Source organism: Corynebacterium sp. TAE3-ERU30 (assembly GCF_019209925.1).
In the GTDB taxonomy this organism is placed as follows: domain Bacteria; phylum Actinomycetota; class Actinomycetes; order Mycobacteriales; family Mycobacteriaceae; genus Corynebacterium; species Corynebacterium megadyptis.
In genome coordinates this window covers 163,606-187,753 of the sequence record NZ_JAHUTO010000004.1, presented here as the reverse complement: position 1 = coordinate 187,753, position 24,148 = coordinate 163,606, and the positions used below count along the sequence as shown (strand labels likewise).

The following is a 24,148-nucleotide window of genomic DNA, read 5'->3' as shown; positions in this document are numbered from 1 at the left end:
TCGCTGCAACGCGGCGCTAGCTGTATTCGGCCTCGTTGAGCAGCACGGGAATAGAGCGTCGCGCCGCATCCAGCTGCTCGCGGTCGAGCTCCACGTAGAGGATCTCCGGCTCATAGCCGGCCTCGGCGAGCACCTGCCCCGCCGGGCCCACCACGCGGGAATGCCCAATGCCGGTGGGACCATCGTCCTCCCCGGCTTTCGCTGCCCCGCCGGGGCGCGCCTGGGCTGCGGCCAGAATATAGCAGGTGGAATCCAGGGCACGGGCGGTGGTGAGGGCGCACCACTGTTCCCGCTTGCCCTCGCCGTCCTGCCAGGAGGTGGGCACCGCGATCACCTCGGCCCCCTTCTGCCGCGCGAGATCTTTAAACTGCTCGGGGAAACGCACATCGAAGCAGATGGCGCAGCCCAGCCTCCACGACTCGCCGTTACTGCCCGGCACATCCACCACCAGCAGCTCATGCCCGGCGCGCACGGTGTCTGACTCGCGGAATCCGAAGGCGTCATAGCAGTGAATCTTGGTATAGCCGGCGTGCAGCCCGCGCCCTGTCACCAGCGCCACATTATCGACGCGATGGACCTCTTTCCCCTCGCGCTCAATGGTGTCGGCGGTGCAGAACATGCCCACCACGATCACCACGTCGAGCTCGGTGGCTAGCTCGGCGACGGCGGTGGCGAAGGGGCCATCGAGCGGCTCCGCCTGCTGATCCAGCCGACCTGTACCAAAGGCCTGCGAGCTGGCCTCGGGGAACACGATCAGCTCCGCACCTTGGGCGGCCGCCTCCCGGGCCTTGCCAAGCACCTGCTCGAGATTGGCCTCTTTATCATCGCTACTCAGAATTTGCACTACTGCTGCTTTCATAACACCAGCGTATGTGCATAACCCTGGGTTATCCACACGCCGCAGCGCCGCGCCCTCGCCCAGGCGCTGCGACTGGCGCATAGTGAGCGCCATGAATGAACTCAGCTTTAGCCCCCACAGTGTCTCCCCACTCTTTCGCGCCGCCACGGTGAGCGTGCGCCCACCCGAGCCAGCCATGCCGGCCTTCACCAGCCTCGCCCTGCGTGCCGCCAGTGGCCGTCTCACCCACCGGCTGTCGCTTGTCGACGCCGCCCTCACCCAGCACACTCGCAGCGTCGAGGAGTTCGTCCACCGCTGTCTCAGCTGCAATGAGCATCTCGCAAACAACCTCGCCCAGCGGATCGGAGGAGCGCTGCGATGACACGCCTGATCACTCCCGCCCAGCAGCTTCCCCTGGACTCCGGGGAGATGGCGGAGATCGCCGAACGCTATGTGGCCCTCGCGGTGGAGGTATCGCGACAGATCGACAGCAATATTCGCCGCTGGCAGCAGGCCGTGAGCGAAGGTATACGCGGTGCCGCCTTCGATGCTGCCGCCCAGCATGAGGAGCAGGTGCAGGTCCCCGCGGCGCGCTCGGCCGCGCAGATGCAGCAGATTGCCTCGGTGCTAGAGGCCGCACTCCCCTTCCAACGGCAGCTTGAAACCCTCTGGGAGGGGCTGCGCGCCACCGCGCCGATCGCCGCAGCCGCCGGGGCGCCGGTGCTGCAGATACACCAGCGGATGCGGATGTTTCTCCTCGCCACCGGCCGCGGGCTCGACGCGCTCTGTGGCGCCGAGATCGCCCGTGTCTGCGGCGCGGAACTACCGCCCCCGACCTCACGATTGGCGGACTATGCCGAGCTTCCCGCCCGCGATATCGATGTGCTGCAGCGCGCCCAGGCGCCACAGGAGATCCAGCCGCTGCTGGCGGAGAACCCCGATGTCACCGTGCTGGAGGCCTCGGATGGACGACTCGTGGTGGCGGTGGGCGATATTGATGCGGCCGAGTCGATCACCACCGTGGTCGCCGGGGTGGGTTCCTCCGATATCTCCGGCTGGGGCACCTATCTTGAGCGCACTCGCTCGATCGCCAGCGCCACCGGCGGCGCCGCGGTGATGTGGATGGGCTATAGCGCCCCCAGCAACCTCGGCCAAGCGCTCTCCCGTGACAGTGCCCAGCGCGGCAGCGAGGAATTGCGCACATTCCAGCAGTCGCTCCGCGATCGCCGCCGCGCCATCGCCGCAGGCGACGGCCCCGGCGAGGAGCACGTGGCAGAGCCGCGGCTGCTGACCCTCGGCCATTCCTATGGCTCCACCGTGGCCGGCATGGCCGCCCGCGAGGAGGGGCTGGCCACCGATGCCTTGGTGCTGCTCGGCTCGCCTGGGGTGGGCGCGCGCCACCGCGAGGAGCTGGTCTTTGATAACGAGGACACCGATGTGGTGGCCCTGACCGGCAGCGCGGACGTCATCACTCTCGCCCCCGACCCTCACTTCGGGGTGCACGGCCCGGATCCCAGTTCCTCCCGCTTCGGCGCGGAGGTGTGGCGCGGTGGGCACACGCACACCAGCTACTGGGATGATCCCGAGCTCCTTGCCCGCCTGGGCAGGCTCGCCCACCGCTAAACGCCACCGGCGCCGCGCTCCCAGCAGTACTGGGGCCACGGCGCCGGAATCCTCACTCGGGTGTGTGTTTAGAACAGCCCGGTGGGCTTGGGGTCATAGGAGGTGAGCACGCACTTGGTCTCGGTGTAGTGATCGAGCATCATGGCGTGGTTCTCGCGGCCAATACCGGACTCCTTGAAACCACCGAAGGCAGCACCGGCCGGGTAGCTGTGATAGTGGTTCACCCACACGCGGCCGGCGTGAATGGCGCGGGAGGCGCGGTAGGCGGTGTTTTGATCGCGGGTCCACACACCGGCGCCGAGGCCGTAGTTGGTGTCATTGGCGATCTCGATGGCCTCATCAAAGTCCTTGAAGGTGGTGACCACCAGCACGGGGCCGAAGACCTCCTCGCGGAAGATCTGCATCGAGTTTTCGCCCCGCATGATGGTGGGCTCCACATAGAAGCCGCCATCAAGGCTGCCCTCGAGCTTGGCCACGTTGCCGCCGGTGAGCACCTCGGCACCCTCGGCCGGGCCGGAGGTGAGGTAGCCGGAAATCTTGTCCAGCTGCTCCTGCGAGGCCTGGGCGCCCAGCATCACCTCGGAGTCGAGGGGGTTGCCCACCTTGATCTTCTTGGTGCGCTCCACCACACGGGCGATGAACTCATCGGCGATGTCCTCTTGGATGAGGGCGCGCGAGGGGCAGGTGCACACCTCGCCAGAGTTCAGGGCGAACATGACCACACCCTCGACGCACTTGTCCAGGAAGTCATCGTCCTTGCTCATGATGTCGCTGAAGAACACCGAGGGCGACTTGCCGCCCAGCTCCAAGGTCACGGGAATCACCTGATCGGCCACTGCCTTGTTGATCATCTTGCCCACCTCGGTGGAACCAGTGAAGGCCACCTTGGCGATACGACGGGAGGAGGTCAGCGCCGCGCCGGCCTCTTTGCCGAGGCCATTGACGATGTTCACCACGCCCTTGGGCAGCAGATCGGCGATGAGTTCCATGAGATAGAGCACCGATACCGGGGTCTGCTCTGCGGGCTTGAGCACCACGCAGTTGCCGGCGGCCAGGGCCGGGGCGAGCTTCCACGCAGCCATGAGGATGGGGAAGTTCCACGGAATGATCTGCCCGACCACACCGAGTGGCTCCTTGAAGTGATAGGCCACGGTATTGCGATCGATCTGGGAGGTATGGCCTTCCAGGGTGCGGGTGACACCAGCAAAGTAGCGGAAGTGGTCGGCAGCCAGCGGGATGTCGGCGGCCAGGGCCTCGCGCACCGGCTTACCATTCTCCCAGGTCTCGGCTACTGCGAGCTTTTCCAAATTTTCTTCGATGCGCTCGGCGATCTTGTTCAGCACCATCGCGCGCTCTGCCGGGGCGGTGTGGCCCCACTCCTCCTTGGCGGCGTGCGCCGCGTCGAGGGCCAGATTGATGTCTTCTTCTTTACCGCGAGCGAACTGACAGAACACCTCGCCGGTGACCGGCGTGATGTTGTCTAGGTACTCGCCGCTGGCTGGTGGGGTCCACTCGCCATTGATGAAGTTGTCATAGCGCTCGCGGAAGGACATAACCGAGCCCTCGGAATTGGGATGTGCGTAGACAGTCATGCTGTGTTCTCCGTATCTCTCGTCGGACCATATCCATGGCACCGCAGTGTGTGGGGACTTTCTGCACCACCTCTACCCGGCGGGTAGTGATGTGTCACACAGCCTACGCACATTCCCACCATGGTGCATATGACCCACGACACACCTGCGCGGACGGTGCCAGCATGTCACTGGAACCGTCCGCGCGCTGTCTGCAGCCATATCAGCCCTAGTAGCCGCGCTTAATCCACTCCTCCAAGTGGGGCGCCTCGCTACCAATGGTGGTGTGATCGCCGTGCCCGGTGCGCACGATCGTCTCGGCAGGCAGCTCCAGCACGGAGGTGCGCAGCGAGTGAATGATGGTGTCGAAGCTGCTATAGCTCCGGCCAGTGGCGCCCGGCCCGCCCTGGAAGAGGGTGTCGCCACTGAAGAGCTCTGCGGCCTCCGGCACGTAGAAGCAGCACGATCCCGGCGAGTGGCCGGGGGTGTTCAGCACGCTCATCTCCGCGCCGCCGACGTCGAAAAGCATGTCCTCGCGCAGCGCCTCGTGGGCGATATCGGGGTGAGTCTGCTGCCACAGCATCTCATCACCGGGGTGCACATAGATCGGTGCATCAAGGCGGGTGGACAGCTCTGGGGCCACGGTGATGTGGTCATTGTGGGCGTGGGTACACAGGATGCCACGGACACGACGGCCGGCGACGGCGTCGATAATCGGCTGGGCCTGGTGGGCAGCATCGATGATGTAGACCTCGGAGTCGTCTCCGACGATCCAAATATTGTTGTCCACATCCCATTCGCCCCCGTCGAGGGCGAAGGTGCCACTGGTTTCTACATGATCAACTCGGAACATACTTAGATCACCACCACGCTACGCAGGACGTCTCCGGCCTTCATGGTGGCGAAGGCCTCTTCCACCGCTCCCAGCTCGATGCGCTCGGAGACGAACTTGTCCAGCGGGAAACGCCCCTGGAGGTGCAGGTCCACGAAGGCGGGGAAGTCGCGCTCCGGCAGGCAATCGCCGTACCAGGCCGGCTTCAGGCTGCCGCCGCGGGAGTAGAAGTCGATGGCCGGGATGTCGATATGATCGCTCAGGTTCGGCACACCCACCATCACCATGCGGCCTGCATGATCGCGGGAATAGAAGGCTTGGCGCCAGGTGGGCATAATCCCCACGGCGTCGATGGTCACATCTGCGCCGAAGCCATCGGTGATCTCGCGGACGCGCTCGATCACCTGCTCCTCCGATAGTTCGGAGGAGTTGATGGTGTGGGTGGCACCGAAGTCGGTGGCGGTATCCAGCTTGCGCTGGTCCACATCCACGGCGATCACGGTGCGGGCCTGGTTCACCACCGCCCCGGCGATGGCCGCCATGCCGACGCCGCCGCAGCCAAACACGGCCACGGACTCGCCGCGGGCGATATCGGCGGTATTGACCGCCGCGCCCAGTCCAGCCATCACGCCGCAGCCGAGCAACCCAGCCGCAGCCGGATCCTCCGCCGGATTCACCTTGGTGCACTGCTTTTCGTGCACCAGGGTTTTCTCCGCGAAGGCGCCGATGCCCAGTGCGGGGCTGAGCGCGGTGCCGTCCTCGAGAGTCATAGGCTGCGAGGCATTGTGGGTGCTAAAGCAGTACTTGGGCTCGCCGCGCTTACAGGCGCGGCACTCGCCACACACGGCACGCCAGTTGAGCACCACGAAGTCGCCCTCGGCAACGAAGGTGACATCCTCGCCCACCTGGGAGACCACGCCGGCCGCCTCGTGGCCGAGCAAGAAGGGGTAGGCGTCCTCGATATCGCCATCGCGATAGGCCAGATCGGTGTGGCACACCCCGCAGGCCTTGATATCCACCACCACATCGGTGGGGCCAGGATCGGGGATAATTATCTGCGCTTTTTCTACGGGTGCGCCCTTTTCACGGGCGATGATTCCAGTAACGGTGGCTGTCATAAACGTGCCACTCCTTCAGGGTTATAGAGGGGTCATTGTGCAACCCCCCATTGTACCCAGATTTTCAATCATTGCCGATAACATTTTTCACTAGCACACTCGCATTCCCGCTGCGCACCGCATATGCCGACGCATCACCGGCGCTATGGCCGTAGATACACCACCACCCACGAGCCCGGTCGGGGCGTCGTGGGTGGCTGGAGATTCTTAGTGCTGGGGGCGGCTGCGGGAGCGGCGCGGCTCCCATGCCACCACCGCAGTGGAGCGGGGCACGTGCACGATCTCGCCGCGCTTGCGCCCGGCACTGCGGCGCAATTCGTGCACCTCGCGCTCGAGCGCCGTGAGATCCTCGCTGAGCTCTTCATTTGCTTGGCGCAGGCGATCGTTTTCCTGACTGAGCTCGATGATCGCCTTGATTCCGGCGAGATTCACGCCGTCTTCTTGGCTGAGCTTCTGAATCTTTCGGAGCAATTCCACGTCGCTGGGCGAATAGCGTCGCCCACCGCCGCGGGTGCGTTGCGGCGTCACCAACCCGATGCGGTCGTACGTGCGAAGCGTCTGGGCGTGCATGCCCGCCAGTTCCGCTGCCACGGAGATCACATAGACTTCCGTGTGCTCAGAGTGGTCATTCTGTTGAGTCATGACGCTAGGTAGACACCTCCTCACTCACATCCGGTGGTCGTTGGCACGCCGCCGCACGTCTGCGATGGCGCCCCTGGGGTAGAGGCCCACCCAGCGTTATCCAGGTGGGCCTAACGGGTTTAGTCCTGTCCGGCCCAGTCCTTCCGCGGGTCGAAACCGGAGTCTTTCTCGGCCTGGGCGTAGCTGCGTAGCGCCGAGGTAGCGCCGGCATCGAGATGATCTGGGACCACCACCTCGACAGTGACCAGCAGATCGCCCTTGGTGCCGTCACGCTTCGGCACTCCCCTGCCGCGCACCCGCAGGGTGCGGCCATTGGGGGTGTTTTCCCGCAAACGCACCGTGACGGGGCCGTCGAGGGTGGGCACTGTCACCGTGCTGTCCAAGACCGCCTCCGCGAAGGAGATGGGTACGGTCAGCTCGAGATCGTCGCCGGAGCGGGTGAATACCGGATCCGGGCGGACGTGGACGGTGACGAAGAGATCGCCCGAGGGCAATCCATTCGGCCCGGCCTCGCCCTGGCCGGCGAGGCGTACCCGCTGGCCGTCGATCACGCCCGCTGGCACCTTCACGGTGATCGAGCGGGTGCGGTTGACGGTGCCGGTACCGCTGCAGGCCGAACAGGGATCGGTGATCTTGGTGCCGGAGCCATTGCAGTTACTGCAGGGCTTAGAGAACCCGAAGGTGCCCTTGCTCTCCGACTCATAGCCGGTGCCATTGCACACCCCGCAGGTGGCGGGCTTCGCCGAGGCGGAGCCGGAGCCGTGACACTTATTGCAGGGGGCATCGCCGGTGAGCCGGAGCGGGATAGTGGTGCCCTTGGTGGCCTCGCGGAAATCCAGAGTGATCTGGGTTTCTACGTCCGATCCCCGCGTCGGCCGAGTTGCGTGGCGAGCACCACCGCCGCGGTTGAAAATGCCACCGAAGATATCCCCCAGACCGCCTTCACTAGAAAAGCCTCCACTGGGTCCTCCGCCCGTTTGGCCGAAGAGGTCCGAGATGTCGAAGTCCTCCGTCGACGTCGAGCGAAACCCGCCGGGAAATCCGGCGCCTCCCCTCTGGCCGAAACCGCGACCGAATCCGCCCATGCCCGAGGAGAGCATGGCCTTCATCTCGTCATATTCTTTGCGCTTCTGCTCATCGCCGATGACGTCATAGGCCTCGGCGACTTTCTTGAAGCGGGTTTCCGCCTGGGTGTCACCTGGGTGGGTGTCGGGGTGGTTGTCTCGTGCCAGTTTCCGATAGGCGCGCTTGATGTCGGCCTGGGAAGCGGACGAGGAGACCCCGAGGTCCGCGTAATAGTCTTTTTCTGCCCATTCACGCTGTGCCATGAGACGTACAGTCCCCTCCTTCCGCTACACGATATCGTGGGCTTTTTATTCTTGATCCTCTACTGGGTCGTCGATGATCACCATAGCGGCGCGCACGACTGTGTCCTTGTACTGGTAGCCGGGTCGCACCACGGTGCCGAGGGCCTTGTCTTCTCCGGTCGAGGCATCTTGGATGGCCTCGTGGATCTCCGGGTTGAACTCGTCGCCGGTCTCGCCGAAGCGCTTGAGCCCCACACCGCTCACGGTGCTGCGGAGCTTCTCCGCGAAGGGCTTCAAGGGCCCCTGCTCGAGATCGCCATGCTGTTCAGCCATGTCGATGTCATCGAGGATAGGTAGCAATTCCTTGAGCACCTTCACCGTGGCGGCGGAGATCACGCCCTCGCGTTCCCGCTCGGTGCGCCGACGATAGTTGGCGTACTCGGCAGACACGCGCTTGAGATCCTCGGTGAGCTCCGCGATCTGTGCCGCAGCCGGATCCTCGGCCTCAGCCTCGGCCGCTGCCTCTTCCTCAGCCTCGGTGGCTTCGGCGTCGGCGAGCGCGGCCTCTTCGTCGAGCAGTTCGTTGATCTCTTCGTCGAGGGGATCGACTACCTGCTCGCCGCCTGTTGCACTGGCCTCGGCGTCGGCCGCCGCTTCCGCAGCGGCGGCTTCGGCCTCGTTCGGAGAGTAGTTGGCCTCATCCGTGGCGTCGGGATCGCCCGGGTTATCGGGCATCTCGCCTGGGTGGGTCACTTCTTCTCATCCTCCTCGTCGACAACCTCAGCGTCGACAACATTGTCATCAGCGGCCTGGTCGGCGCCCTCAGCCTGGGTAGCGCCCTGGGCGGCCTCGGCCTCGTAGAGGGCCTTGCCCATCTCCTGGGACTCCTTGGACAGGGTGTCCACGGCGTCCTTGATGGCATCGAGGTCATCGCCCTTCAGGGCCTCGTCCACACCATTGGCGGCGTCTTCGACCTTCTTCTTGATGTCCTCGGAGACCTTCTCGGAGTTCTCCTCGAGGAACTTGCGGGTCTGGTACGCCATGGACTCTGCAGAGTTGCGCACCTCCTGCTCCTCGCGGCGCTTCTTGTCCTCTTCGGCGTGGGTCTCAGCATCCTTGACCATGCGGTCGATGTCTTCCTGAGACAGGCTGGAGCCGTCCTGGATCTTGATGGTGTTTTCCTTGCCGGTGCCCTTGTCCTTCGCGGTCACGTGCACGATGCCATTGGCGTCGATGTCGAAGGTGACCTCGATCTGCGGCACGCCACGCGGCGCCGGGGCAATGCCACCGAGCTCGAAGGAGCCGAGCAGCTTATTGGCGGAGGCCATCTCGCGCTCACCCTGGAATACCTGGATCTGCACGGAGGGCTGGTTGTCCTCTGCGGTGGTGAAGGTCTCGGACTTCTTGGTCGGAATGGTGGTGTTGCGCTCGATGAGCTTGGTCATCACGCCACCCTTGGTCTCAATACCGAGGGAGAGCGGGGTGACGTCGAGCAGCAGCACGTCCTTGACCTCGCCGCGCAGCACACCGGCCTGCAGAGCAGCACCCATGGCCACAACCTCGTCCGGGTTCACGCCCTTGTTCGGCTCCTTACCGGAGAGCTCCTTGACCATCTCGGAGACGGCCGGCATACGGGTGGAGCCACCGACGAGCACCACGTGGTCGATCTCGGAAACGGAGATCTCTGCGTCCTTGACTACCTGGTTGAAGGGAGCCTTGGTGCGGTCCAGCAGATCTTGGGTGATGCGCTGGAACTCGGTGCGGGTGAGGGTCTCGTCCAGGAAGAGCGGGTTCTTCTCGGAGTCCACGGTGATGTAGGGCAGGTTGATGGATGCCTGCTGCGAGGAAGACAGCTCAATCTTGGCCTTCTCGGCAGCCTCACGCAGACGCTGCAGAGCCATCTTGTCCTTGGTCAGGTCGATACCGTGGGAGCTCTTGAACTTCTCAGCCAACCAGTCCACGATGCGCTGATCCCAGTCATCGCCGCCCAGCTCGTTGTCGCCAGCGGTGGCCATAACCTCGACCACGCCATCGCCGATCTCCAGCAGGGAGACGTCGAAGGTGCCGCCACCAAGGTCGAAGACCAGAATGGTCTGCTCCTTGTCGCCCTTCTCCAGGCCATAGGCCAGAGCGGCGGCGGTGGGCTCGTTCACGATACGCAGCACGTTCAGGCCTGCGATCTGACCGGCCTCCTTGGTGGCCTGGCGCTGTGCGTCCTCGAAGTAAGCGGGAACGGTGATCACGGCGTCGGTGACATCATCGCCCAGGTAAGACTCAGCATCGCGCTTGAGCTTCATCAGCGTGCGAGCGGAGATCTCCTGCGGGGTGTACTTCTTATCGTCGACCTCAACGGTCCAGTCGCTGCCCATGTGGCGCTTGACGGAGCGCACGGTGCGATCGACGTTGGTGACGGCCTGGTTCTTCGCGGACTGACCGACCAGAACCTCGCCGTTCTTTGCGAATGCGACCACCGAAGGGGTGGTCCGGGAGCCTTCGGAGTTAGCGATAACGGTTGCCTCGCCACCCTCAAGCACGGATACGACCGAGTTGGTGGTACCCAAGTCAATGCCTACTGCACGTCCCATAGTTGTGTTGTCCTCCTGTGTACGTTTGTACGTTTGTGCCCGCCCACTCGGACGGGACTCGTTTGAATTCATCGAGTTGAGTAATGCTCACTCAACGTCTGCGACCACGCTAACAAACTCTCGTCATAATCGCCAACCTTCTTGAGTGAAGCTAACTCAACTTTTCACCTCATACAACGGCACTTCCCGCAAAGTTGTTCCCGATTCGCTCAACTTTTTTATTTTCCCAGCTCACACAGGTTAGGAAGAGACAGAAGCGGCGCCCGCGGAGAGCAATAGCGTGCTATCCGGGGCGCCGCTAGGACGCGCACAAAAACGATAAAGCGCGTGAGTTTAGGAGACGGCCACCAGTGCGGAGGCGCCTTGCGAGAGCAACTCGCGGGCCACCGCAGCGCCCAGCGCGCGGGCCTGTTCCTTGTTCTCGACCGCGCCGCTGGCGCTGTGCACCAGCTGGGCGCTGCCGTCGAGCGCAAAAGCACCGGCGGTGAGGCTCAACTGCCCCTCGCTGAACTCAGCATGGGCGGCCACCGGCGCGGTACAGCCGGCTTCCAGGGTGGCCAATACGGCACGCTCGGCGGCGGCGCAGAGCTCGGTCGAGGTATCCGCCAGGGCCCGAATCGCCTCCACGGCGTGGGTGTCCTCGGCTCGGCATTCGATAGCGAGGGCGCCTTGGGCAGGGGCGGGCATCAGGCGGGTGGCGTCGAAAAGCTCCGTGGCGCGATCGAGCTGCCCGACGCGAGTGAGTCCCGCTGCCGCCAGCACCACGGCGTCGAGTTCCCCATGCAGCACCTTGCCCATGCGGGTGTCGATATTGCCGCGCAGGGGGCGGATATCCAGATCGGGGCGCAGCGCCCGCAGCTGGGCGATACGACGCGGCGCGGAGGTGCCCACGGTGGCGTGCTCGGGGAGTTCATCGAGGGTGAGCCCATCGCGGGCGATGAGGGCCTCACGGCGATCCTCACGGGCTGGGGTGACGAGCACGAAACGATCATCGGGGGCGGTGGGCAGGTCCTTGAAGGAGTGCACCGCCAGATCGCATTCGCCGCGGGCCATGGCCTCGCGCAGCGCCTGGGTGAACACGCCGACGCCGATGCGCTCCACCGGGGACATGTTCTTATCACCCGGGGTGGTGATAATCGTTAATTCGGCATCGTGGCCGAGCTCGGCCAGTGCATCGCGCACATGGCCGGTTTGTGTAGTGGCAAGTTGAGATCCGCGAGTACCAATCCGAAACATGCCCATTAAGACTACTCGCTGACGCTCAGCGAGGAGGGGTAGGTCTCCGCTACGGACTCGGCCCGCACCGGCATATGCCCCATATTTCCGGGCAGCTCGTCCATCGCCACAGCAATGGAGCGCCCCGGCACCGGATCCTGCAGCCCGAAGAGCTCCTGAATCACGGTTTCATAGGTGACGGTGCCCGAGCGGGCTGCCAGCTGCTTCACCCGCACGGTGGGCTGATGCAGCAGCTTATCGACGATGCGTCGCACGGTGCGATTGACCTCATTACGGTCAGCATCCTCCATGCCCGGGGTGCGCCGCATGAGCTGCCCCATCTCGGCCTCCACCAGCTCGGCGGCGTGCTTACGCAGCGCCGAGACCGCGGGTGCTACCTCGCGCACGCGCTGCTGGGAGGTGAACTGCTCGAGGGCATCGCGCACAATGCGCAGCGACTCGGCGTGCACCTGCGAGGTCTCGCCATCGGCGTGGTGGTGCAGCTTCTCGATATTGATCAGGTGGCAGCCAGTGCGCTCCTCGATCGCATCGTCCAGATCGCGCGGCAGGGAGAGATCCACGGCCACTAGGCCCGGATGATCGGCGGGGATGTCGCTGGCGTTGATGGTGAAGCCATCGGCGCCGGTGGCGGAGACCACCATGGACACCTCGTTGAGCACCGAGGTGCGATCCTCGTACTGGATCGCCTGGGCGTTCACCCCTGCCTCGAGAGCGTGGGCCACCAGATTCTGGGCCCGCTCGTAGGTGCGGTTGCACACGATGAGGCGCTCTACCCCCATACGGCCCACATGAGTGGAGGCCAGGGAGGCCATTGCCCCCGCGCCGAGCACGAGAACGCTAACCCCCTTCAGGGGGAGTTCCTCCTCCTCACGGCCCATCTCGGCCACCGCCTGCTGCAGGGCGAAGGAGACCATGGATGCCCCCGCCTCATCAATGGCGGTCTCGGTGTGGACTCGCTTGCCGGTGTGCAGGGCTGTCTGGGTCAGAGAGTGCAGCGCCGGGCCGGCAGTGGCCGACTTCGAGGCGAGCTGGTAGGCGTGACGCACCTGGCCGATGATCTGCTGCTCCCCCACCACCATGGAATCCAGTCCGGCGGTGACCATGAGCATGTGCTCGGCGGCGGCGTCGGCATAGCGCACATAGAGCTTGGCGCGCAGCGTATCGATGTCTACCCCGCTGTATTCATGCAGGACATCCACCACTTCGTGGACGCCGGCGTGGAAGGAGGAGGTGACACAGTACACCTCTACCCGGTTGCAGGTAGAGACAATGAGGGCCTCGGTGAGCGAGGGACGGGTAATCAGAGTCGACGCAACGCGAATCGCTGCGTCATCGTCCATGCTGAGCTGTTCAAGCAACGACACAGGTGCCGACCGGTGGGACATACCCACAATTAGCACGCTCATTGAAATAGCTCACCGCTTCCTCATCAGTCACATTAAAGGCTGATAAGAACGCTAGTCTGCTTTCACCTTCAAGCCAACAAAGTGTTGGCTAACTCGGAGTTGTCTACTTCCCAGCACGCAAACTCCTCATCGTCCACCACAACCACCGGCACACGGTCGCCAAACTCCATGGCGAGCTCGGGGTCCTCATCCACATCTCGCACCTGCCATGTCGCTCCGGCGGCGCGCACAATGGGCTCGATTTGCTTGGCGACGCGCACACAGGATCCACAACCGGCACGGACCATAAGTTCAACGCTGTGGGTGGGCATAGAGAATCGGTGCCTCCATCCTGGGAGTGATTATTAAGACGGCGAGCTGCGCCCTAACCTTATACGATGGCAAGGGTCCCACTTTCGGGCGTGCCTCTCAGCTCTAGCCCCTACCCGGAAAGCCTCTGAACAATCGCCGTGAACTCCAATAACGTTCCCCTTGGTCCCTTCGATGGGCCTAGCTCGCCCTCGGAATTTCTGGCGGCGTGGTCCACCTCGCGCGGGAACCTGCGCCACTTCTTTGAAGATCGCGCTCTCCCGCCGATTGATGAGCAGTCTCAGCGTGCCGCCGGCGAGGCCGCGGTGGCCGAGGTCTTTGGCCTCGACCCCGCTGACTTTGACTCCGGCATGACCAGCGTCTCCGGCGCCTTCGAGGCAGCGTCCGCCCGGTCGGTCACAACTCCCGATCCGGAGATCCCGCAGGACCATACGGCGGCCGCCTTTTTCGATGTGGACAACACTCTGATCCAGGGCGCCTCGATCATCGTGCTCGCCATGGGGCTGGCGAAGAAGAAGTATTTTAAATTCTCCGAGATCGCACCGGTGGCCTATAAGCAGCTGAAGTTCCGCCTCAGCGGCTCCGAGAACGCCAATGATGTGGCCGAGGGCCGCCAGCAGGCGCTGGAGTTTATTAAGGGCCGCGATGTTAATGAGCTCGTGGAACTCTGCGAGGACATCGTGGAAACCCACATGTCGGAGAAGATCTGGCCCGGCACCAAGGAGCTCGCCGAGATGCACCTCAATGCCGGCCAGCAGGTGTGGCTGGTCTCCGCCACCCCGGTGCAGCTAGCGCAGATCTTGGCCCGCCAATTCGGCTTCACGGGCGCCTTGGGCACCGTGGCCGAGGTCAAGGACGGCAAGTTCACCGGCCGCCTGGTGGGCGATATCTTGCACGGCTCCGGCAAGCGGCATGCGGTGGCCGCGCTTGCCGCCGTGGAACAGCTCGACCTGCAGCGCTGCACGGCCTATTCCGATTCCATTAATGACCTGCCCATGCTATCCATGGTGGGCACTGCGGTGGCCGTCAATCCCGACGCCAAGCTCCGCAAGACTGCGCTGCAGCGCGGCTGGGAGGTGCGCGACTATCGCAATGTGCGCAAGGCCGTGCGCAAATTTGGCCTGCCCGCCATCATCACCGCCGCGTTCTCTACCGGCGCCTGGCGCTACTTGGGCAAGTCCAAGAAAAAGAGCTAGGCCTCGCCCAGAGCATAAAAAACACACCGCCGAGCTGTAGATTATCTCTACTGCGGCGGTGTGTGAGCAGGCCCTAGAGTGATATAAAGGGCCGCGCGCATGCGGCTTACTTGCCGAGCTTACGACGCTGAACGCGGGTACGGCGCAGCATCTTGCGGTGCTTCTTCTTGGACATGCGCTTGCGGCGCTTCTTGATAACAGAACCCATAGGGCATCCTCACTTACTTAAGATCGTTGTGCGTATATATACATAGTGTGCGCATCTGCGACGGCCGTGCAGCAGCAGGCCGCTGCCGAGGCGGACGGACATCGTCGGACGCACCGCCCGGCAAGAGAGTGCCGCCACCCCCGTAGTGGGAGCAGGTGTGATGCCACACGAATGCTAGCAATCATACCTAGAGGGTGAGCGAGGATAAAATTCCCCCTCGCTACACCCTGCAGAGCACCCTAGCGCGATAACCAGCCCGCACATGTGCGCCCCAGCCTATCGACTGCGGCGCGGGAGCATGTTTTAGCCGGCGTCGTAGAACGACGCCTCGAGGTACTCATTCACGGCCTTCTCATGAACTCGGAAGGAGCGCCCCACCCGCACGGCGGGCAGCTCGCTGGAGTGAATAAGTCGATACACCGTCATCTTGGATACGCGCATGATGTCAGCGACTTCTGCGACGGTCAAGAAGGTGCCATTGTCCTCGTGTGCCATAGTGTTAAACCCTTCATAACGCGAACGCGCTGCAGGCTTCCCCTCCTGCAGATGGAGACACGATCGTGTTCGAGAACAGCTTAGCGTTAATGTTGTTACGAATGCGAGCTGGTGGGATGGAGTTTATCTCAGCTGCCACATGAGTCAGGTGGGAAACTACATGCACGTGAGTTGCCAAGCCCCACACCCTGCCCACCGGATTTCCCATTTGCCCAGTTGAAACCCCGTGTTCCGGTCTCAGCGGCGGCTCGCGGGACCTCTCCCACCATTGATCGACGCCAGTATCAGCGCGGCGGCGGCCGGCCCCGCAAAAAAGAAGCACCCCACCCATCGGCGGGGTGAAGTGCTACTTAAGGGTTTGCGGCGTGCCGGTTCAGGACAGCTCTGCGGAACGCTTCGCGCAGGCTTCCATGGCCCGATAAAACGCGCCCCGGAATCCGGATTCCTCGAGGGAACGAATGGCAGCAGCCGTGGTACCGGCTGGGGAGGAGACGGAGGCACGCAGCTCCACAGGAGATTTGCTGCCTTCCTTGAGCATGGCGGCTGCGCCGTCGATGGCGTTCACCGCCAGCTGCTCCGCAAGCTCCCGCTTCAGGCCCAGCTGCACCCCGGCGTCGGTCATGGCCTCGGCCATGAGGAACACATAGGCCGGCGAGGATCCGGACATCGCCGTGACGACGTCGATATCCGACTCGCGCACCCGCACCACCTCGCCCACGGCGGACAAGAGCTCGGCGACGGTGTCCATCTCGGCATCACCGGCGAAACGCCCCGCCGCCATGGCAGAGACCCCCTTGCCCACGAACATGGGCGTATTGGGCATCACGCGCACCAGCGGCGTGCCGGCGGAGACCACCTCTTCCATGGCCGCCAGGGAGATACCTGCGGCCATGGACACCACGATCGCGTCCTCGGTGTTCTCATTGAGCGAGTCGGAGATTTCCTCGAGCACATCCACAATCATGTAGGGCTTGACCGCCAAGAACACCACGTCCACGCCCTCAACGGCCTGGTAGTTATCGACGTAGTCGTTGATCTCGAAGCGCTCCGCAAGTTCGCGTCCGCGCTCCTCACGGCGGTTGGACACGTTGATATCCTGCGGGCGGATACCACCGGAAATGAGCCCAGAAATGAGGGCCTCGCCGATGTTTCCGCCACCAATCACTGCAATCTTGGTCATATCACCACTGTGCCAGATGTAGCTGGCAGCGCAAGAAAGAACCCCCGCCGGATCATCTCCATAGCGGGGGTGTTTCCTAGCCGGTGGCGCTTAGAGCCCGGCGATGAGCGAGGGGCCGAAGGTGAGCACCAGTCCGACCACCGCGGCAAGCAGCATGGTGAGCTTGTCGCGATCAGTGCGCATTGCGTGCACGATACCGACGATGCCGCCGGTCACGGCCAGGGCCAGCACCCCGGTGATGAGGTTGCTGAAGTTGGCCCACAGCAGCTCGAAGCCCTTGAAGATGGCGATACCAATCACCACAGCCACCACGGTCATACCGATAATGGCGGGGATGGACACCGAGCGCTCGGATTCCTCCTCCGCAGCCGCCGCGGGGGCCTCAGCGGGCTCTGCATCGGGCTGCGCAGCCGGCTGCTCCGGAGCAGCCATATAGGGGGCCACGCGCTGCTTCTGCTCGCCGGCGTGCTCATCGCGTACCGCCTCGAGGGTGGCGGTCGGCGGCTCATCGCTGCGCGTGCCCTCGGATTCCGGCGAACGCTCGATGGATTCCACCGGCTCCGGCGCGGTCTCGGGCTGCGGTGCAGCGGCCTGCTGCGCCTGCTCGGGGCTCACGGCCTTAAAGGTATCGGTGGTCAGACGCGGCTCTTCGCCCTCCTGGACCACGTCGAGCACCATGGTCTCGTCCTTGTCCTTCGCCGCAGCGCCACGCGGCACACGGTTGAGCTTCGGACTAAAGCCCTCGGGTTTCTGCTCCTCAACCGGGGCACTCGCAGGCTTATCGACGCTCTCCTGCTGCTGCACAGCCGGTTGCTCCGGAGCGGGCGGTGCTGCCTCGGGGGCGGGCTCGGCCGTGCGGGCGGTATTTTCCGCGTCGATCGGCTGAGAGGTGTGTTTGGGCTGCTCGGGGGTTTTATCTACCTTCGGGATCGAACCGGTGAGCTCGGCAACGGACACACCGCCCTCTTCGAGGCTGCGGCGGCGCCGGCGACGCTTACGCGGAGCCTGATCGCCGTTCTCCTTGGATGCGCGGGCTAAGAGCTCTGCGACTGTCAGCTGTTGGTCGCTCATACTCGCTTCCTTTCCTAGTCCAATCCCTTATCAATTCGTCTAAGGATAACCCCTTCACGCAGCGCCCATGGGCAAATCTCGATTTTTTCGAGCCCCAGGGCGCGCATGCTTGCCTCTGCAACGAGGGCTCCGGCGACGATTTGATGGGAACGGTCCGAGCTTACTCCTTCGAGCTCTGCTCGGTCACTAGCTGTCATGCGGGAAATAAATGCGATCAGCTGGCGCAAGCCCGGCGCGGTGAGGGTGCGCTTGACGCGCGGCCCCGCCGAGGAGGGTGCAGCACCGGTGAGACGAGCCAAGGTGCGGAACGTTTTGCTCGTGCCCACAGCCAGATTGGCGTGGCCGCAGTTCTGCAACTGCTGAGCGGGTTCCGCAAGTTCGGCGTCGATGTAATCGCGAAGAATATTGATCTTCTTTCGCGAGGGCGGATCCGTGTCGAACCACTTATGAGTGAGCCGGCCCGCACCAAGATCAAGCGAAAATGCTTTCTCCGGATGCTCGTCGGTACCAGTGGAGAGCTCGAGGGAGCCACCGCCAATATCAAGATTGATGATGCGGCCGGCAGACCAGCCGTACCAGCGTCGTACCGCCAGGAAGGTCAGTATTGCTTCCTCTTCGCCGGTGAGAACCTCGAGCTTGATGCCCGCCTCTTTCTCAACGCGATTCAGAACCTTCTTTTGATTCGTGGCGGAACGCACCGCAGAGGTGGCGAAAGCCATCACCTCATCACACCGTAGTGTGTCGGCGAGATCGCTCGCCTCTGCCACATTCTTGATCAGCTTCGACTGTCCCTTGTCATTGAGGGCGCCGTCTGCGTCAAGGAACTCCACGAGTTTCATCGTGGTCTTCCAATCGCTCATGGGGGTGGGATGTCCACCCGAGCGCGCATCGACTGCCACCAAGTGGACAGTGTTGCTGCCAACGTCCAATACACCTAATCGCACAACTTTAGGGTAGCGGGTCTAAGTTGGAAAAGTGTGAACACCCCGCATGAGACGTCGACATTTCTTGGCTTTCCCGCGACATCCCCAGCCGGCCGATCCATTCGCGCGGGCCGCGAATTACCCCCTGACTTTCCCCGGCAATGGCTGGAATTTCACAATCCAGAGGACCCGAATCACCTGTTCAGCGTGGACATCACGTGGCTGACTTCCCGCTGGCGCTGCCATTTCGGCCAGCCCGAATGCCTCGGTATTGACGAAAACAACCGGGTAGTGGGCTGTTGCAATCATGGGGCTTTTCTCACAGACGAGTCCGATCAGGATCTGCTCTACAATTCCGTGGCCGAGATGCCCGCGCATTTCTGGCAGCTGCGCCCCAAGGACGTCGATGACTACATCGCCGCCGCCGATGCCACCGAGATCGAGCCGTGGCTGGAATGGGATGAGCTAGAAAACGAGGACGGGGAGATGGAGCCGGCGCTGAAAACAAAGCTTGTCGACGGCGCCTGCATCTTTGCCAACCGCAACGGGCACGGCACAGGCGCGGGCTGTGCTCTCCACCAATATGCGGTGGCCAGCGGCCAGGACATCACCGAGATCAAACCGGAGGTGTGTTGGCTGGTGCCGCTGCGCCGCGAAGAGGAATGGACCGTGCGCGCCGATGGCGCCGATATTTTGAAAACCACCATTTCCGAGTATGAGCGGCGGGCATGGGGAAATGGTGGCGAAGACTTCGATTGGTGGTGCACCTCCGCCTCGTCCTGCCACACCAGCGAGATACCGATGTGGCAAAGCTATGAGACGGAGCTGCGGAAGGTGATGGGCGATGCCGCCTATGAGCGTCTCGTGGAGCTGATCACCCAGGTGGGAGGATCCTCGCTGCAGCACCCGGCCACGGTGGCGGCAAGTGAGCGTCGATAAGCGGCTCAGGCCTCGAATTTATAGCCGAGGCCGCGGACGGTCACGAGATATTGGGGCCGAGAGGGCTGCTCCTCGATCTTGGAGCGCAAACGCTTGACATGCACATCCAGGGTTTTGGTATCGCCCACGTAGTCCGCGCCCCAGACGCGGTCAATGAGCTGGGAGCGGGTGAGCACGCGGCCCGAATTGCGCAGCAGGTACTCGAGCAGGTCGAATTCCTTCAAGGGCAGGGCGATCTCCTCGCCATCGACGGTGACGGTATGGGATTCCACGTCCATGCGCACCCGGCCGCCCTTGAGCACCTGCTCGTCGAACTCCTCCTCCACCGCGCGTTCCTTGCTGCGGCGGAGCACCGCGCGAATACGGGCGATGAGCTCCCGAGAAGAATAAGGCTTGGTCACATAGTCATCGGCGCCGAGCTCGAGGCCCACAACCTTATCGATTTCCGAGTCGCGGGCGGTGACCATGATCACCGGCACCTGGGAGCTTTGGCGAATCTGCTTACACACATCGGTGCCGGACATTCCAGGAAGCATCAGATCCAGCAGGACGATATCGATGTCTTTCTTATGAAACTCCACCAGCGCCGAGGGGCCATCGACCGCAGTGCTTACCTCGAAGCCCTCCTTCGCCAGCAGAAATGCCAGCGGTTCCGCTAGGGATTCCTCGTCCTCAACAATCAGAATTCGGGTCATGGTTACTCTGTGCCATCCTTCCGCCTGCTGGCTTCATTGCGCATACCCACATGCTGAGATGCGCTAGTAATTCCCACACGATCCATCAAGCTGTCCTGCCGCGCAGCCGGTTGTTTCTCGGCATTGCGGTGCCCACGTCCCCCGCCGAGGGGACGGAGGGAGCGCCTCGCGCGCTTCGGCGCCGCGACCGAGGTATCGGCGGGAAGTTCTGGGGCCTCAGACGTCAGCGGCTGAGCCTCATTCGTTTCCTGAACATCGAAAACAGGAAGCTCAAGGGTGAACGTCGAGCCAATATTGGGCTGTGACCACAGTTTAATCGATCCCCCGTGGTTTGCGGTGACATGTTTAACAATCGCTAGCCCCAAACCGGTGCCTCCCGTTTGGCGCGACCGGGCCTTGTCTACCCGGAAGAAACGCTCGAATACGCGCTGCTGATCTTCCTCCGAAATACCAATGCCGCGATCAGTCACCCGCACCTGCACGGTCTTCTCTCCGCTAGGGGAATGCACCACCTTTTGGGAGATCGTCACGGGAGTGGACTCCGGCGAATAGTTGATGGCGTTGATAATCAGATTGGTAATGGCGGTAATCAACAGCGTGCTATCGCCGCGCACCTGCACCCCGGAGGGTGTATCGCGAATGATCTCGATACCGGCGGTCTCTGCCGTCAATTTATTGCGGCTGACCGCCTCGTCAATCACCTCATCCACCGATACCGGCTTCATCGCGGGCAGCTTCTCTGCGCCCTGCAGCTTCGACAAAGCAATCAGCTCATTAATCAACGAGGACATCCGATGCGCCTCGTTGAGCAGCCGCTCACCAAAGTGCAGCACAGATTCTGGATCATCCGCGGAGTTCAGCAGCACCTCCGCCAAAAGGGCCATACCCCCCACCGGGGTTTTGAGCTCATGAGAGACATTGGCCACGAAATCGCGGCGCGCCGATTCCATGCGCACATGCTCGGACTCATCCGTGGAATAGACCACGACGAAGCGCTCATCGGTGAGCGTCAGCGGCGCCACCGTCGCATCCACCGCGGAGACCCGGCTGGCGAGCCGGCGGGGCAACTCGAGTGAGACCACTCGGGTGTCTTGATCCGCGAATACCTCCAGCGCGGAGGCCCAAATCTGCTTGTTCACGCTGTGCTCGTGCACGATGCCCATATCGTGCGCGGGCATATTAGAGAGCACAACCGAGCCGCTTCGATCAATCACCGCCACGCCTGTCGGCGATCCCTGCACCGTTAGGTGCAGTACCTGGGAGATGGTGGTGATGCGGTTATCCGTAATCGTTTCGGCCTCGCGGCGGCGCTGCGCCCAGCGCCGCAGAAAACGCGCAAGCGGCATCATCACGAGAGCCCCCATGGCTCCCACGATGATTCCGACTAAGAACATGTCTCTGGCCTTCTCTCGCCGACGCCGCCGGTCCGGCCGGCGGCGGTGACATTGCGAATAATGTGATGGTTCTGTGTCCCACCCAAGCACAGTTTGGGCGATGCCGCTACGCGAGCACACCCGTGGGTGACGTAGACGCCGCCGCGGCCTGCCCAGCACACGGAAAAGCCCGCAGTGCGCACGGACGCACTGCGGGCCTCTTCACTCACCGCGTGATAGGCATGCAGCTACAGTGAGCTCACTGTGAGCGTGAAGGGTTATTTGCCACCCTGGGCAGCCACGGCGGCGGCACCGGCGGCAGCAGCCTCCGGATCCAGGTAGGTGCCACCCGGGTTGAGCACAGTGCCATCAGCATCGAGCTCATAAACCAGCGGGATACCGGTGGGGATATTCAGCCCAGCGATCTCCTCATCGGAGATCTTGTCCAGGTGCTTGACCAGGGCGCGCAGGGAGTTGCCGTGCGCGGCGAGCATAACGGTCTTGCCTTCCTTGGCCTTCGGCAGAATCTCTTCCTCGAAGTAGGGCACGAAGCGCTCCACGACGTCCTTCAGGCACTCCGTCTTCGGCACGGCGGGCAGATCAGCGTAGCGCGGATCCCCGGCCTGGGAGTACTCGGAAGCATCGTCCAGCTCCGGCGGCGGGGTGTCATAAGAACGACGCCATGCCATGAACTGCTCGTCACCGTACTTGTCCTTGGTCTCAGCCTTGTTCAGGCCCTGCAGTGCACCGTAGTGGCGCTCGTTGAGGCGCCAATCGCGGACTACCGGGATCCAGTGGCGGTCAGCGGCGTTGAGGGCGATATTGGCGGTGTTGATCGCGCGACGCAGCAGCGAGGTGTAGAGCAGATCCGGCAGAACACCCTGCTCCTTGAGCAGCTGTCCACCGCGCTGCGCCTCTTCGCGGCCCTTATCGGTAAGATTGACATCCATCCAGCCGGTGAACTGGTTGGATGCGTTCCATTCACTCTGGCCATGGCGGAGAAGAATTAGCTTTCCAGTCATAAGCACCATTGTGCCACGCTCAGGCATCATCGTCTCCCCCTTGTGCTATTGAGTGCCCCACATTCACACACCTCGCTGTGGACTCCGCGAGCGCGGCAGCACCGGCTAGCCGTGCGCCTTACGCGGGGCGCACTGATCCACTGGAGAGTTCAGCGCCTCGGAATACACAGTCAGTAGCCGCTCCGCGGAGGCCGCCCAGGAGAAGTTCAGGGCGTGCTCGCGCGCATTCTCCCCCATCTGGATGCGGGTGACATCGTCGTTGACCATCGTGGTCAGCGCCTCTGCCCATTCCGTCACCTCGTGGCTGTGAGTAAGCAGCCCTGTCTCTCCATGCCGGACTGCGATCGGCAACCCACCCACGCGGGCCGCCACCACCGGGGTTCCCGTGGCTTGGGCTTCCATTGCCACCAGCCCGAAGGACTCGTTATAGCTCGGCACCGCCACCACATCCGCGGCCTGAAACACCGCGACCAGCTCCGAGGGCGGGCGCGGCTCGAGAAAACGCACCACCCGACCAATCCCTAAGCTCTCGGCCAGGCGGTAGTACTCCTCGCCGGTGGCATTCGGCCCCGAGGCCCCGCCACACACCACCACGCGCACATTCAGCTCGGGATCGCGCTCAAGCATCTGGGCCACAGCCTGCAGCAGAATATGCGGGCCCTTGAAGCGTTGCAGCCTGCCCACAAAGGCAATCACCTTGGCATTAAAAGGCAATCCCAGTTCCCGGCGCGCCCGCTCGGTGGCTCGATCATTGCCCGGCGTAAAGAGCTGCGTGTCCGCCCCCGGGTACACAATCTCAATCTTGTCCCGCTCGGCGTCATAGTAGGAGACGAGATTGTCCTCCTCCTCGAGGGTATTGACCACCAGCTTGTCGGCATTATCCACAATCTGCTGCTCGCAGATGCGTCGCGCCTCGGATTCCTCGGTGTCATCGGCGGTGCGGTGCGCATTCTTCACCGCGGCGAGGGTATGCGCTGTGTGAACCAGCGGCACCTCCCAGAGATCCCGAAGCAGCCAGCCCACCTGCCCCGAGAGCCAATAATGCGAATGAATGAGGTCATAAGAGAGCTTGTGGCAGCGCACAAAAGCCAACATCCCGCCGGCAAAGGCCGCGAGCTGCATCGGCAGCTGCTCTTTAGCAAGACCCTCATAGGGGCCGGCGACGATATTAATCACCCGAATCCGCGGCCCAATCTCTACGATCTCGCCCTGGCTCGGCCGGTGAGCACGAGTGAAGATATCGACGTCCATGCCCTGATCCGCCAGCGCTTGGGCCGTGGCCAACACGTAGACGTTCATGCCGCCGGCGTCGCCCTGCCCCGGCTGCTGCAACGGAGAGGTATGCATGGAAATCATCGCGATACGCATAGCTGTCTATTCTAGAGCGCTCCTGCGCCGAGCGGGCGGGACAGAGTCAGCGATAGTCACCCAGAGCACATGTGCTCTTTTTCACGTACCGCGGCTGCAGCAGCCCATTGCAGGGGATACAGCGCTCCCAGCAGCCAGAATCGCCGCCACTGTTCTTATCTTTCGCGCCGTGGGACGGCAGGACAGCGCCTGAACAGCATTCAGTGGCAGT

Annotated in this window: 24 protein-coding genes; 4 read left to right on the top strand and 20 right to left on the bottom strand. The window is 63.1% G+C overall.

Annotation, left to right across the window (positions count from 1 at the left end):
- Nucleotides 1-16 precede the first annotated feature (16 nt).
- On the bottom strand, nt 17-859 hold the full coding sequence (locus tag KR227_RS09095; protein WP_218365042.1) for a carbon-nitrogen hydrolase family protein: 843 nt from the start codon (nt 857-859) through the stop codon (nt 17-19).
- A 91-nt stretch (nt 860-950) separates the two neighbouring features.
- Here KR227_RS09095 and KR227_RS09090 point away from each other — a divergent pair, with 91 nt between their 5' ends.
- Nucleotides 951-1,220 carry a hypothetical protein gene (locus KR227_RS09090; protein WP_151529277.1) on the top strand — a complete coding sequence of 90 codons (270 nt, stop codon included), beginning with the start codon at nt 951-953 and terminating at the stop codon, nt 1,218-1,220.
- On the top strand, nt 1,217-2,461 hold the full coding sequence (locus tag KR227_RS09085) for an alpha/beta hydrolase (protein WP_218365041.1): 1,245 nt from the start codon (nt 1,217-1,219) through the stop codon (nt 2,459-2,461). The genes KR227_RS09090 and KR227_RS09085 overlap by 4 nt, the downstream gene beginning before the upstream one ends.
- Before the next feature lie 68 nt (nt 2,462-2,529).
- On the opposite strand, the gene KR227_RS09080 is transcribed toward KR227_RS09085, so the two are convergent.
- From KR227_RS09080 to KR227_RS09035, 10 genes are all read right to left on the bottom strand, one after another.
- Complete coding sequence (locus KR227_RS09080; protein ID WP_218365040.1) at nt 2,530-4,053, bottom strand: aldehyde dehydrogenase family protein; 1,524 nt, start codon at nt 4,051-4,053, stop codon at nt 2,530-2,532.
- Between the two features lie 208 nt (nt 4,054-4,261).
- On the bottom strand, nt 4,262-4,885 hold the full coding sequence (locus tag KR227_RS09075; protein ID WP_218365039.1) for an MBL fold metallo-hydrolase: 624 nt from the start codon (nt 4,883-4,885) through the stop codon (nt 4,262-4,264).
- Between the two features lie 2 nt (nt 4,886-4,887).
- Nucleotides 4,888-5,982 carry an S-(hydroxymethyl)mycothiol dehydrogenase gene (locus KR227_RS09070; RefSeq protein ID WP_218365038.1) on the bottom strand — a complete coding sequence of 365 codons (1,095 nt, stop codon included), beginning with the start codon at nt 5,980-5,982 and terminating at the stop codon, nt 4,888-4,890.
- A gap of 207 nt (nt 5,983-6,189) precedes the next feature.
- Nucleotides 6,190-6,624, bottom strand: a complete 435-nt coding sequence (locus KR227_RS09065; protein WP_218365037.1) for a heat shock protein transcriptional repressor HspR — start codon at nt 6,622-6,624, stop codon at nt 6,190-6,192.
- 119 nt (nt 6,625-6,743) lie between these two features.
- Complete coding sequence (gene dnaJ / locus KR227_RS09060) at nt 6,744-7,952, bottom strand: molecular chaperone DnaJ (RefSeq protein ID WP_151529283.1); 1,209 nt, start codon at nt 7,950-7,952, stop codon at nt 6,744-6,746.
- A gap of 45 nt (nt 7,953-7,997) precedes the next feature.
- A complete protein-coding gene (gene grpE / locus KR227_RS09055) occupies nt 7,998-8,684 on the bottom strand; it encodes a nucleotide exchange factor GrpE (RefSeq protein ID WP_218365036.1) in 687 nt (228 codons plus the stop codon).
- Nucleotides 8,681-10,516: a molecular chaperone DnaK gene (dnaK, locus tag KR227_RS09050; RefSeq protein WP_151529285.1), complete on the bottom strand. Its 1,836-nt coding sequence runs from the start codon at nt 10,514-10,516 to the stop codon at nt 8,681-8,683. The genes grpE and dnaK overlap by 4 nt, the downstream gene beginning before the upstream one ends.
- A gap of 333 nt (nt 10,517-10,849) precedes the next feature.
- A complete protein-coding gene (hemC, locus tag KR227_RS09045; protein ID WP_218365035.1) occupies nt 10,850-11,752 on the bottom strand; it encodes a hydroxymethylbilane synthase in 903 nt (300 codons plus the stop codon).
- 11 nt (nt 11,753-11,763) lie between these two features.
- A complete protein-coding gene (locus tag KR227_RS09040; protein ID WP_218365034.1) occupies nt 11,764-13,158 on the bottom strand; it encodes a glutamyl-tRNA reductase in 1,395 nt (464 codons plus the stop codon).
- 68 nt (nt 13,159-13,226) lie between these two features.
- Nucleotides 13,227-13,469, bottom strand: a complete 243-nt coding sequence (locus tag KR227_RS09035) for a glutaredoxin family protein (RefSeq protein ID WP_218365033.1) — start codon at nt 13,467-13,469, stop codon at nt 13,227-13,229.
- A 138-nt stretch (nt 13,470-13,607) separates the two neighbouring features.
- On the opposite strand from KR227_RS09035, the gene KR227_RS09030 reads away from it, so the two are divergent.
- Nucleotides 13,608-14,663 (top strand): HAD-IB family hydrolase, encoded by a 1,056-nt coding sequence (locus KR227_RS09030; protein ID WP_218365032.1) that lies wholly within the window; start codon nt 13,608-13,610, stop codon nt 14,661-14,663.
- 106 nt (nt 14,664-14,769) lie between these two features.
- Here KR227_RS09030 and KR227_RS09025 read toward each other — a convergent pair whose 3' ends face one another.
- The 5 genes from KR227_RS09025 to KR227_RS09005 form a co-directional block, all read right to left on the bottom strand.
- Nucleotides 14,770-14,871 (bottom strand): 30S ribosomal protein bS22, encoded by a 102-nt coding sequence (locus KR227_RS09025; protein ID WP_003855542.1) that lies wholly within the window; start codon nt 14,869-14,871, stop codon nt 14,770-14,772.
- 303 nt (nt 14,872-15,174) lie between these two features.
- Nucleotides 15,175-15,366, bottom strand: a complete 192-nt coding sequence (locus tag KR227_RS09020; RefSeq protein ID WP_018019464.1) for a helix-turn-helix domain-containing protein — start codon at nt 15,364-15,366, stop codon at nt 15,175-15,177.
- A gap of 373 nt (nt 15,367-15,739) precedes the next feature.
- The gene (gene proC / locus KR227_RS09015) at nt 15,740-16,546 is read right to left on the bottom strand and encodes a pyrroline-5-carboxylate reductase (RefSeq protein WP_218365031.1); all 807 of its coding nucleotides are present in this window, start codon (nt 16,544-16,546) and stop codon (nt 15,740-15,742) included.
- 90 nt (nt 16,547-16,636) lie between these two features.
- Nucleotides 16,637-17,617 carry a hypothetical protein gene (locus KR227_RS09010; protein ID WP_218365030.1) on the bottom strand — a complete coding sequence of 327 codons (981 nt, stop codon included), beginning with the start codon at nt 17,615-17,617 and terminating at the stop codon, nt 16,637-16,639.
- A gap of 14 nt (nt 17,618-17,631) precedes the next feature.
- Complete coding sequence (locus KR227_RS09005) at nt 17,632-18,561, bottom strand: Ppx/GppA phosphatase family protein (RefSeq protein ID WP_218365029.1); 930 nt, start codon at nt 18,559-18,561, stop codon at nt 17,632-17,634.
- 33 nt (nt 18,562-18,594) lie between these two features.
- On the opposite strand from KR227_RS09005, the gene KR227_RS09000 reads away from it, so the two are divergent.
- On the top strand, nt 18,595-19,479 hold the full coding sequence (locus KR227_RS09000) for a hypothetical protein (protein ID WP_218365028.1): 885 nt from the start codon (nt 18,595-18,597) through the stop codon (nt 19,477-19,479).
- A gap of 5 nt (nt 19,480-19,484) precedes the next feature.
- Here KR227_RS09000 and KR227_RS08995 read toward each other — a convergent pair whose 3' ends face one another.
- The 4 genes from KR227_RS08995 to mshA form a co-directional block, all read right to left on the bottom strand.
- Nucleotides 19,485-20,174: a response regulator transcription factor gene (locus KR227_RS08995; RefSeq protein WP_151529294.1), complete on the bottom strand. Its 690-nt coding sequence runs from the start codon at nt 20,172-20,174 to the stop codon at nt 19,485-19,487.
- A 2-nt stretch (nt 20,175-20,176) separates the two neighbouring features.
- Nucleotides 20,177-21,568, bottom strand: coding sequence for an ATP-binding protein (locus KR227_RS08990; protein ID WP_218365027.1), 1,392 nt, complete (start codon nt 21,566-21,568; stop codon nt 20,177-20,179).
- Between the two features lie 257 nt (nt 21,569-21,825).
- Nucleotides 21,826-22,578, bottom strand: coding sequence for a phosphoglyceromutase (locus KR227_RS08985; RefSeq protein WP_218365162.1), 753 nt, complete (start codon nt 22,576-22,578; stop codon nt 21,826-21,828).
- Nucleotides 22,579-22,674: 96 nt separating this feature from the next.
- Nucleotides 22,675-23,937 (bottom strand): D-inositol-3-phosphate glycosyltransferase, encoded by a 1,263-nt coding sequence (mshA, locus tag KR227_RS08980; RefSeq protein WP_218365026.1) that lies wholly within the window; start codon nt 23,935-23,937, stop codon nt 22,675-22,677.
- Nucleotides 23,938-24,148 lie beyond the last annotated feature (211 nt).

Bases quoted from the DNA above. Each gene is read 5' to 3' on its own strand.
- KR227_RS09085 (WP_218365041.1), top strand. From the start codon at position 1,217: ATGACACGCCTGATCACTCCCGCCCAGCAGCTTCCCCTGGACTCCGGG.
- proC (WP_218365031.1), bottom strand. From the start codon at position 16,546: ATGACCAAGATTGCAGTGATTGGTGGCGGAAACATCGGCGAGGCCCTC.
- KR227_RS08990 (WP_218365027.1), bottom strand. From the start codon at position 21,568: ATGTTCTTAGTCGGAATCATCGTGGGAGCCATGGGGGCTCTCGTGATG.
- KR227_RS09010 (WP_218365030.1), bottom strand. From the start codon at position 17,617: ATGAGCGACCAACAGCTGACAGTCGCAGAGCTCTTAGCCCGCGCATCC.
- KR227_RS09090 (WP_151529277.1), top strand. From the start codon at position 951: ATGAATGAACTCAGCTTTAGCCCCCACAGTGTCTCCCCACTCTTTCGC.
- KR227_RS09075 (WP_218365039.1), bottom strand. From the start codon at position 4,885: ATGTTCCGAGTTGATCATGTAGAAACCAGTGGCACCTTCGCCCTCGAC.
- KR227_RS09025 (WP_003855542.1), bottom strand. From the start codon at position 14,871: ATGGGTTCTGTTATCAAGAAGCGCCGCAAGCGCATGTCCAAGAAGAAG.
- KR227_RS09035 (WP_218365033.1), bottom strand. From the start codon at position 13,469: ATGCCCACCCACAGCGTTGAACTTATGGTCCGTGCCGGTTGTGGATCC.
- dnaJ (WP_151529283.1), bottom strand. From the start codon at position 7,952: ATGGCACAGCGTGAATGGGCAGAAAAAGACTATTACGCGGACCTCGGG.
- mshA (WP_218365026.1), bottom strand. From the start codon at position 23,937: ATGCGTATCGCGATGATTTCCATGCATACCTCTCCGTTGCAGCAGCCG.
- KR227_RS09080 (WP_218365040.1), bottom strand. From the start codon at position 4,053: ATGACTGTCTACGCACATCCCAATTCCGAGGGCTCGGTTATGTCCTTC.
- KR227_RS09020 (WP_018019464.1), bottom strand. From the start codon at position 15,366: ATGGCACACGAGGACAATGGCACCTTCTTGACCGTCGCAGAAGTCGCT.
- hemC (WP_218365035.1), bottom strand. From the start codon at position 11,752: ATGTTTCGGATTGGTACTCGCGGATCTCAACTTGCCACTACACAAACC.
- KR227_RS08995 (WP_151529294.1), bottom strand. From the start codon at position 20,174: ATGACCCGAATTCTGATTGTTGAGGACGAGGAATCCCTAGCGGAACCG.
- dnaK (WP_151529285.1), bottom strand. From the start codon at position 10,516: ATGGGACGTGCAGTAGGCATTGACTTGGGTACCACCAACTCGGTCGTA.
- KR227_RS09040 (WP_218365034.1), bottom strand. From the start codon at position 13,158: ATGAGCGTGCTAATTGTGGGTATGTCCCACCGGTCGGCACCTGTGTCG.
- KR227_RS08985 (WP_218365162.1), bottom strand. From the start codon at position 22,578: ATGGTGCTTATGACTGGAAAGCTAATTCTTCTCCGCCATGGCCAGAGT.
- KR227_RS09065 (WP_218365037.1), bottom strand. From the start codon at position 6,624: ATGACTCAACAGAATGACCACTCTGAGCACACGGAAGTCTATGTGATC.
- KR227_RS09095 (WP_218365042.1), bottom strand. From the start codon at position 859: ATGAAAGCAGCAGTAGTGCAAATTCTGAGTAGCGATGATAAAGAGGCC.
- KR227_RS09070 (WP_218365038.1), bottom strand. From the start codon at position 5,982: ATGACAGCCACCGTTACTGGAATCATCGCCCGTGAAAAGGGCGCACCC.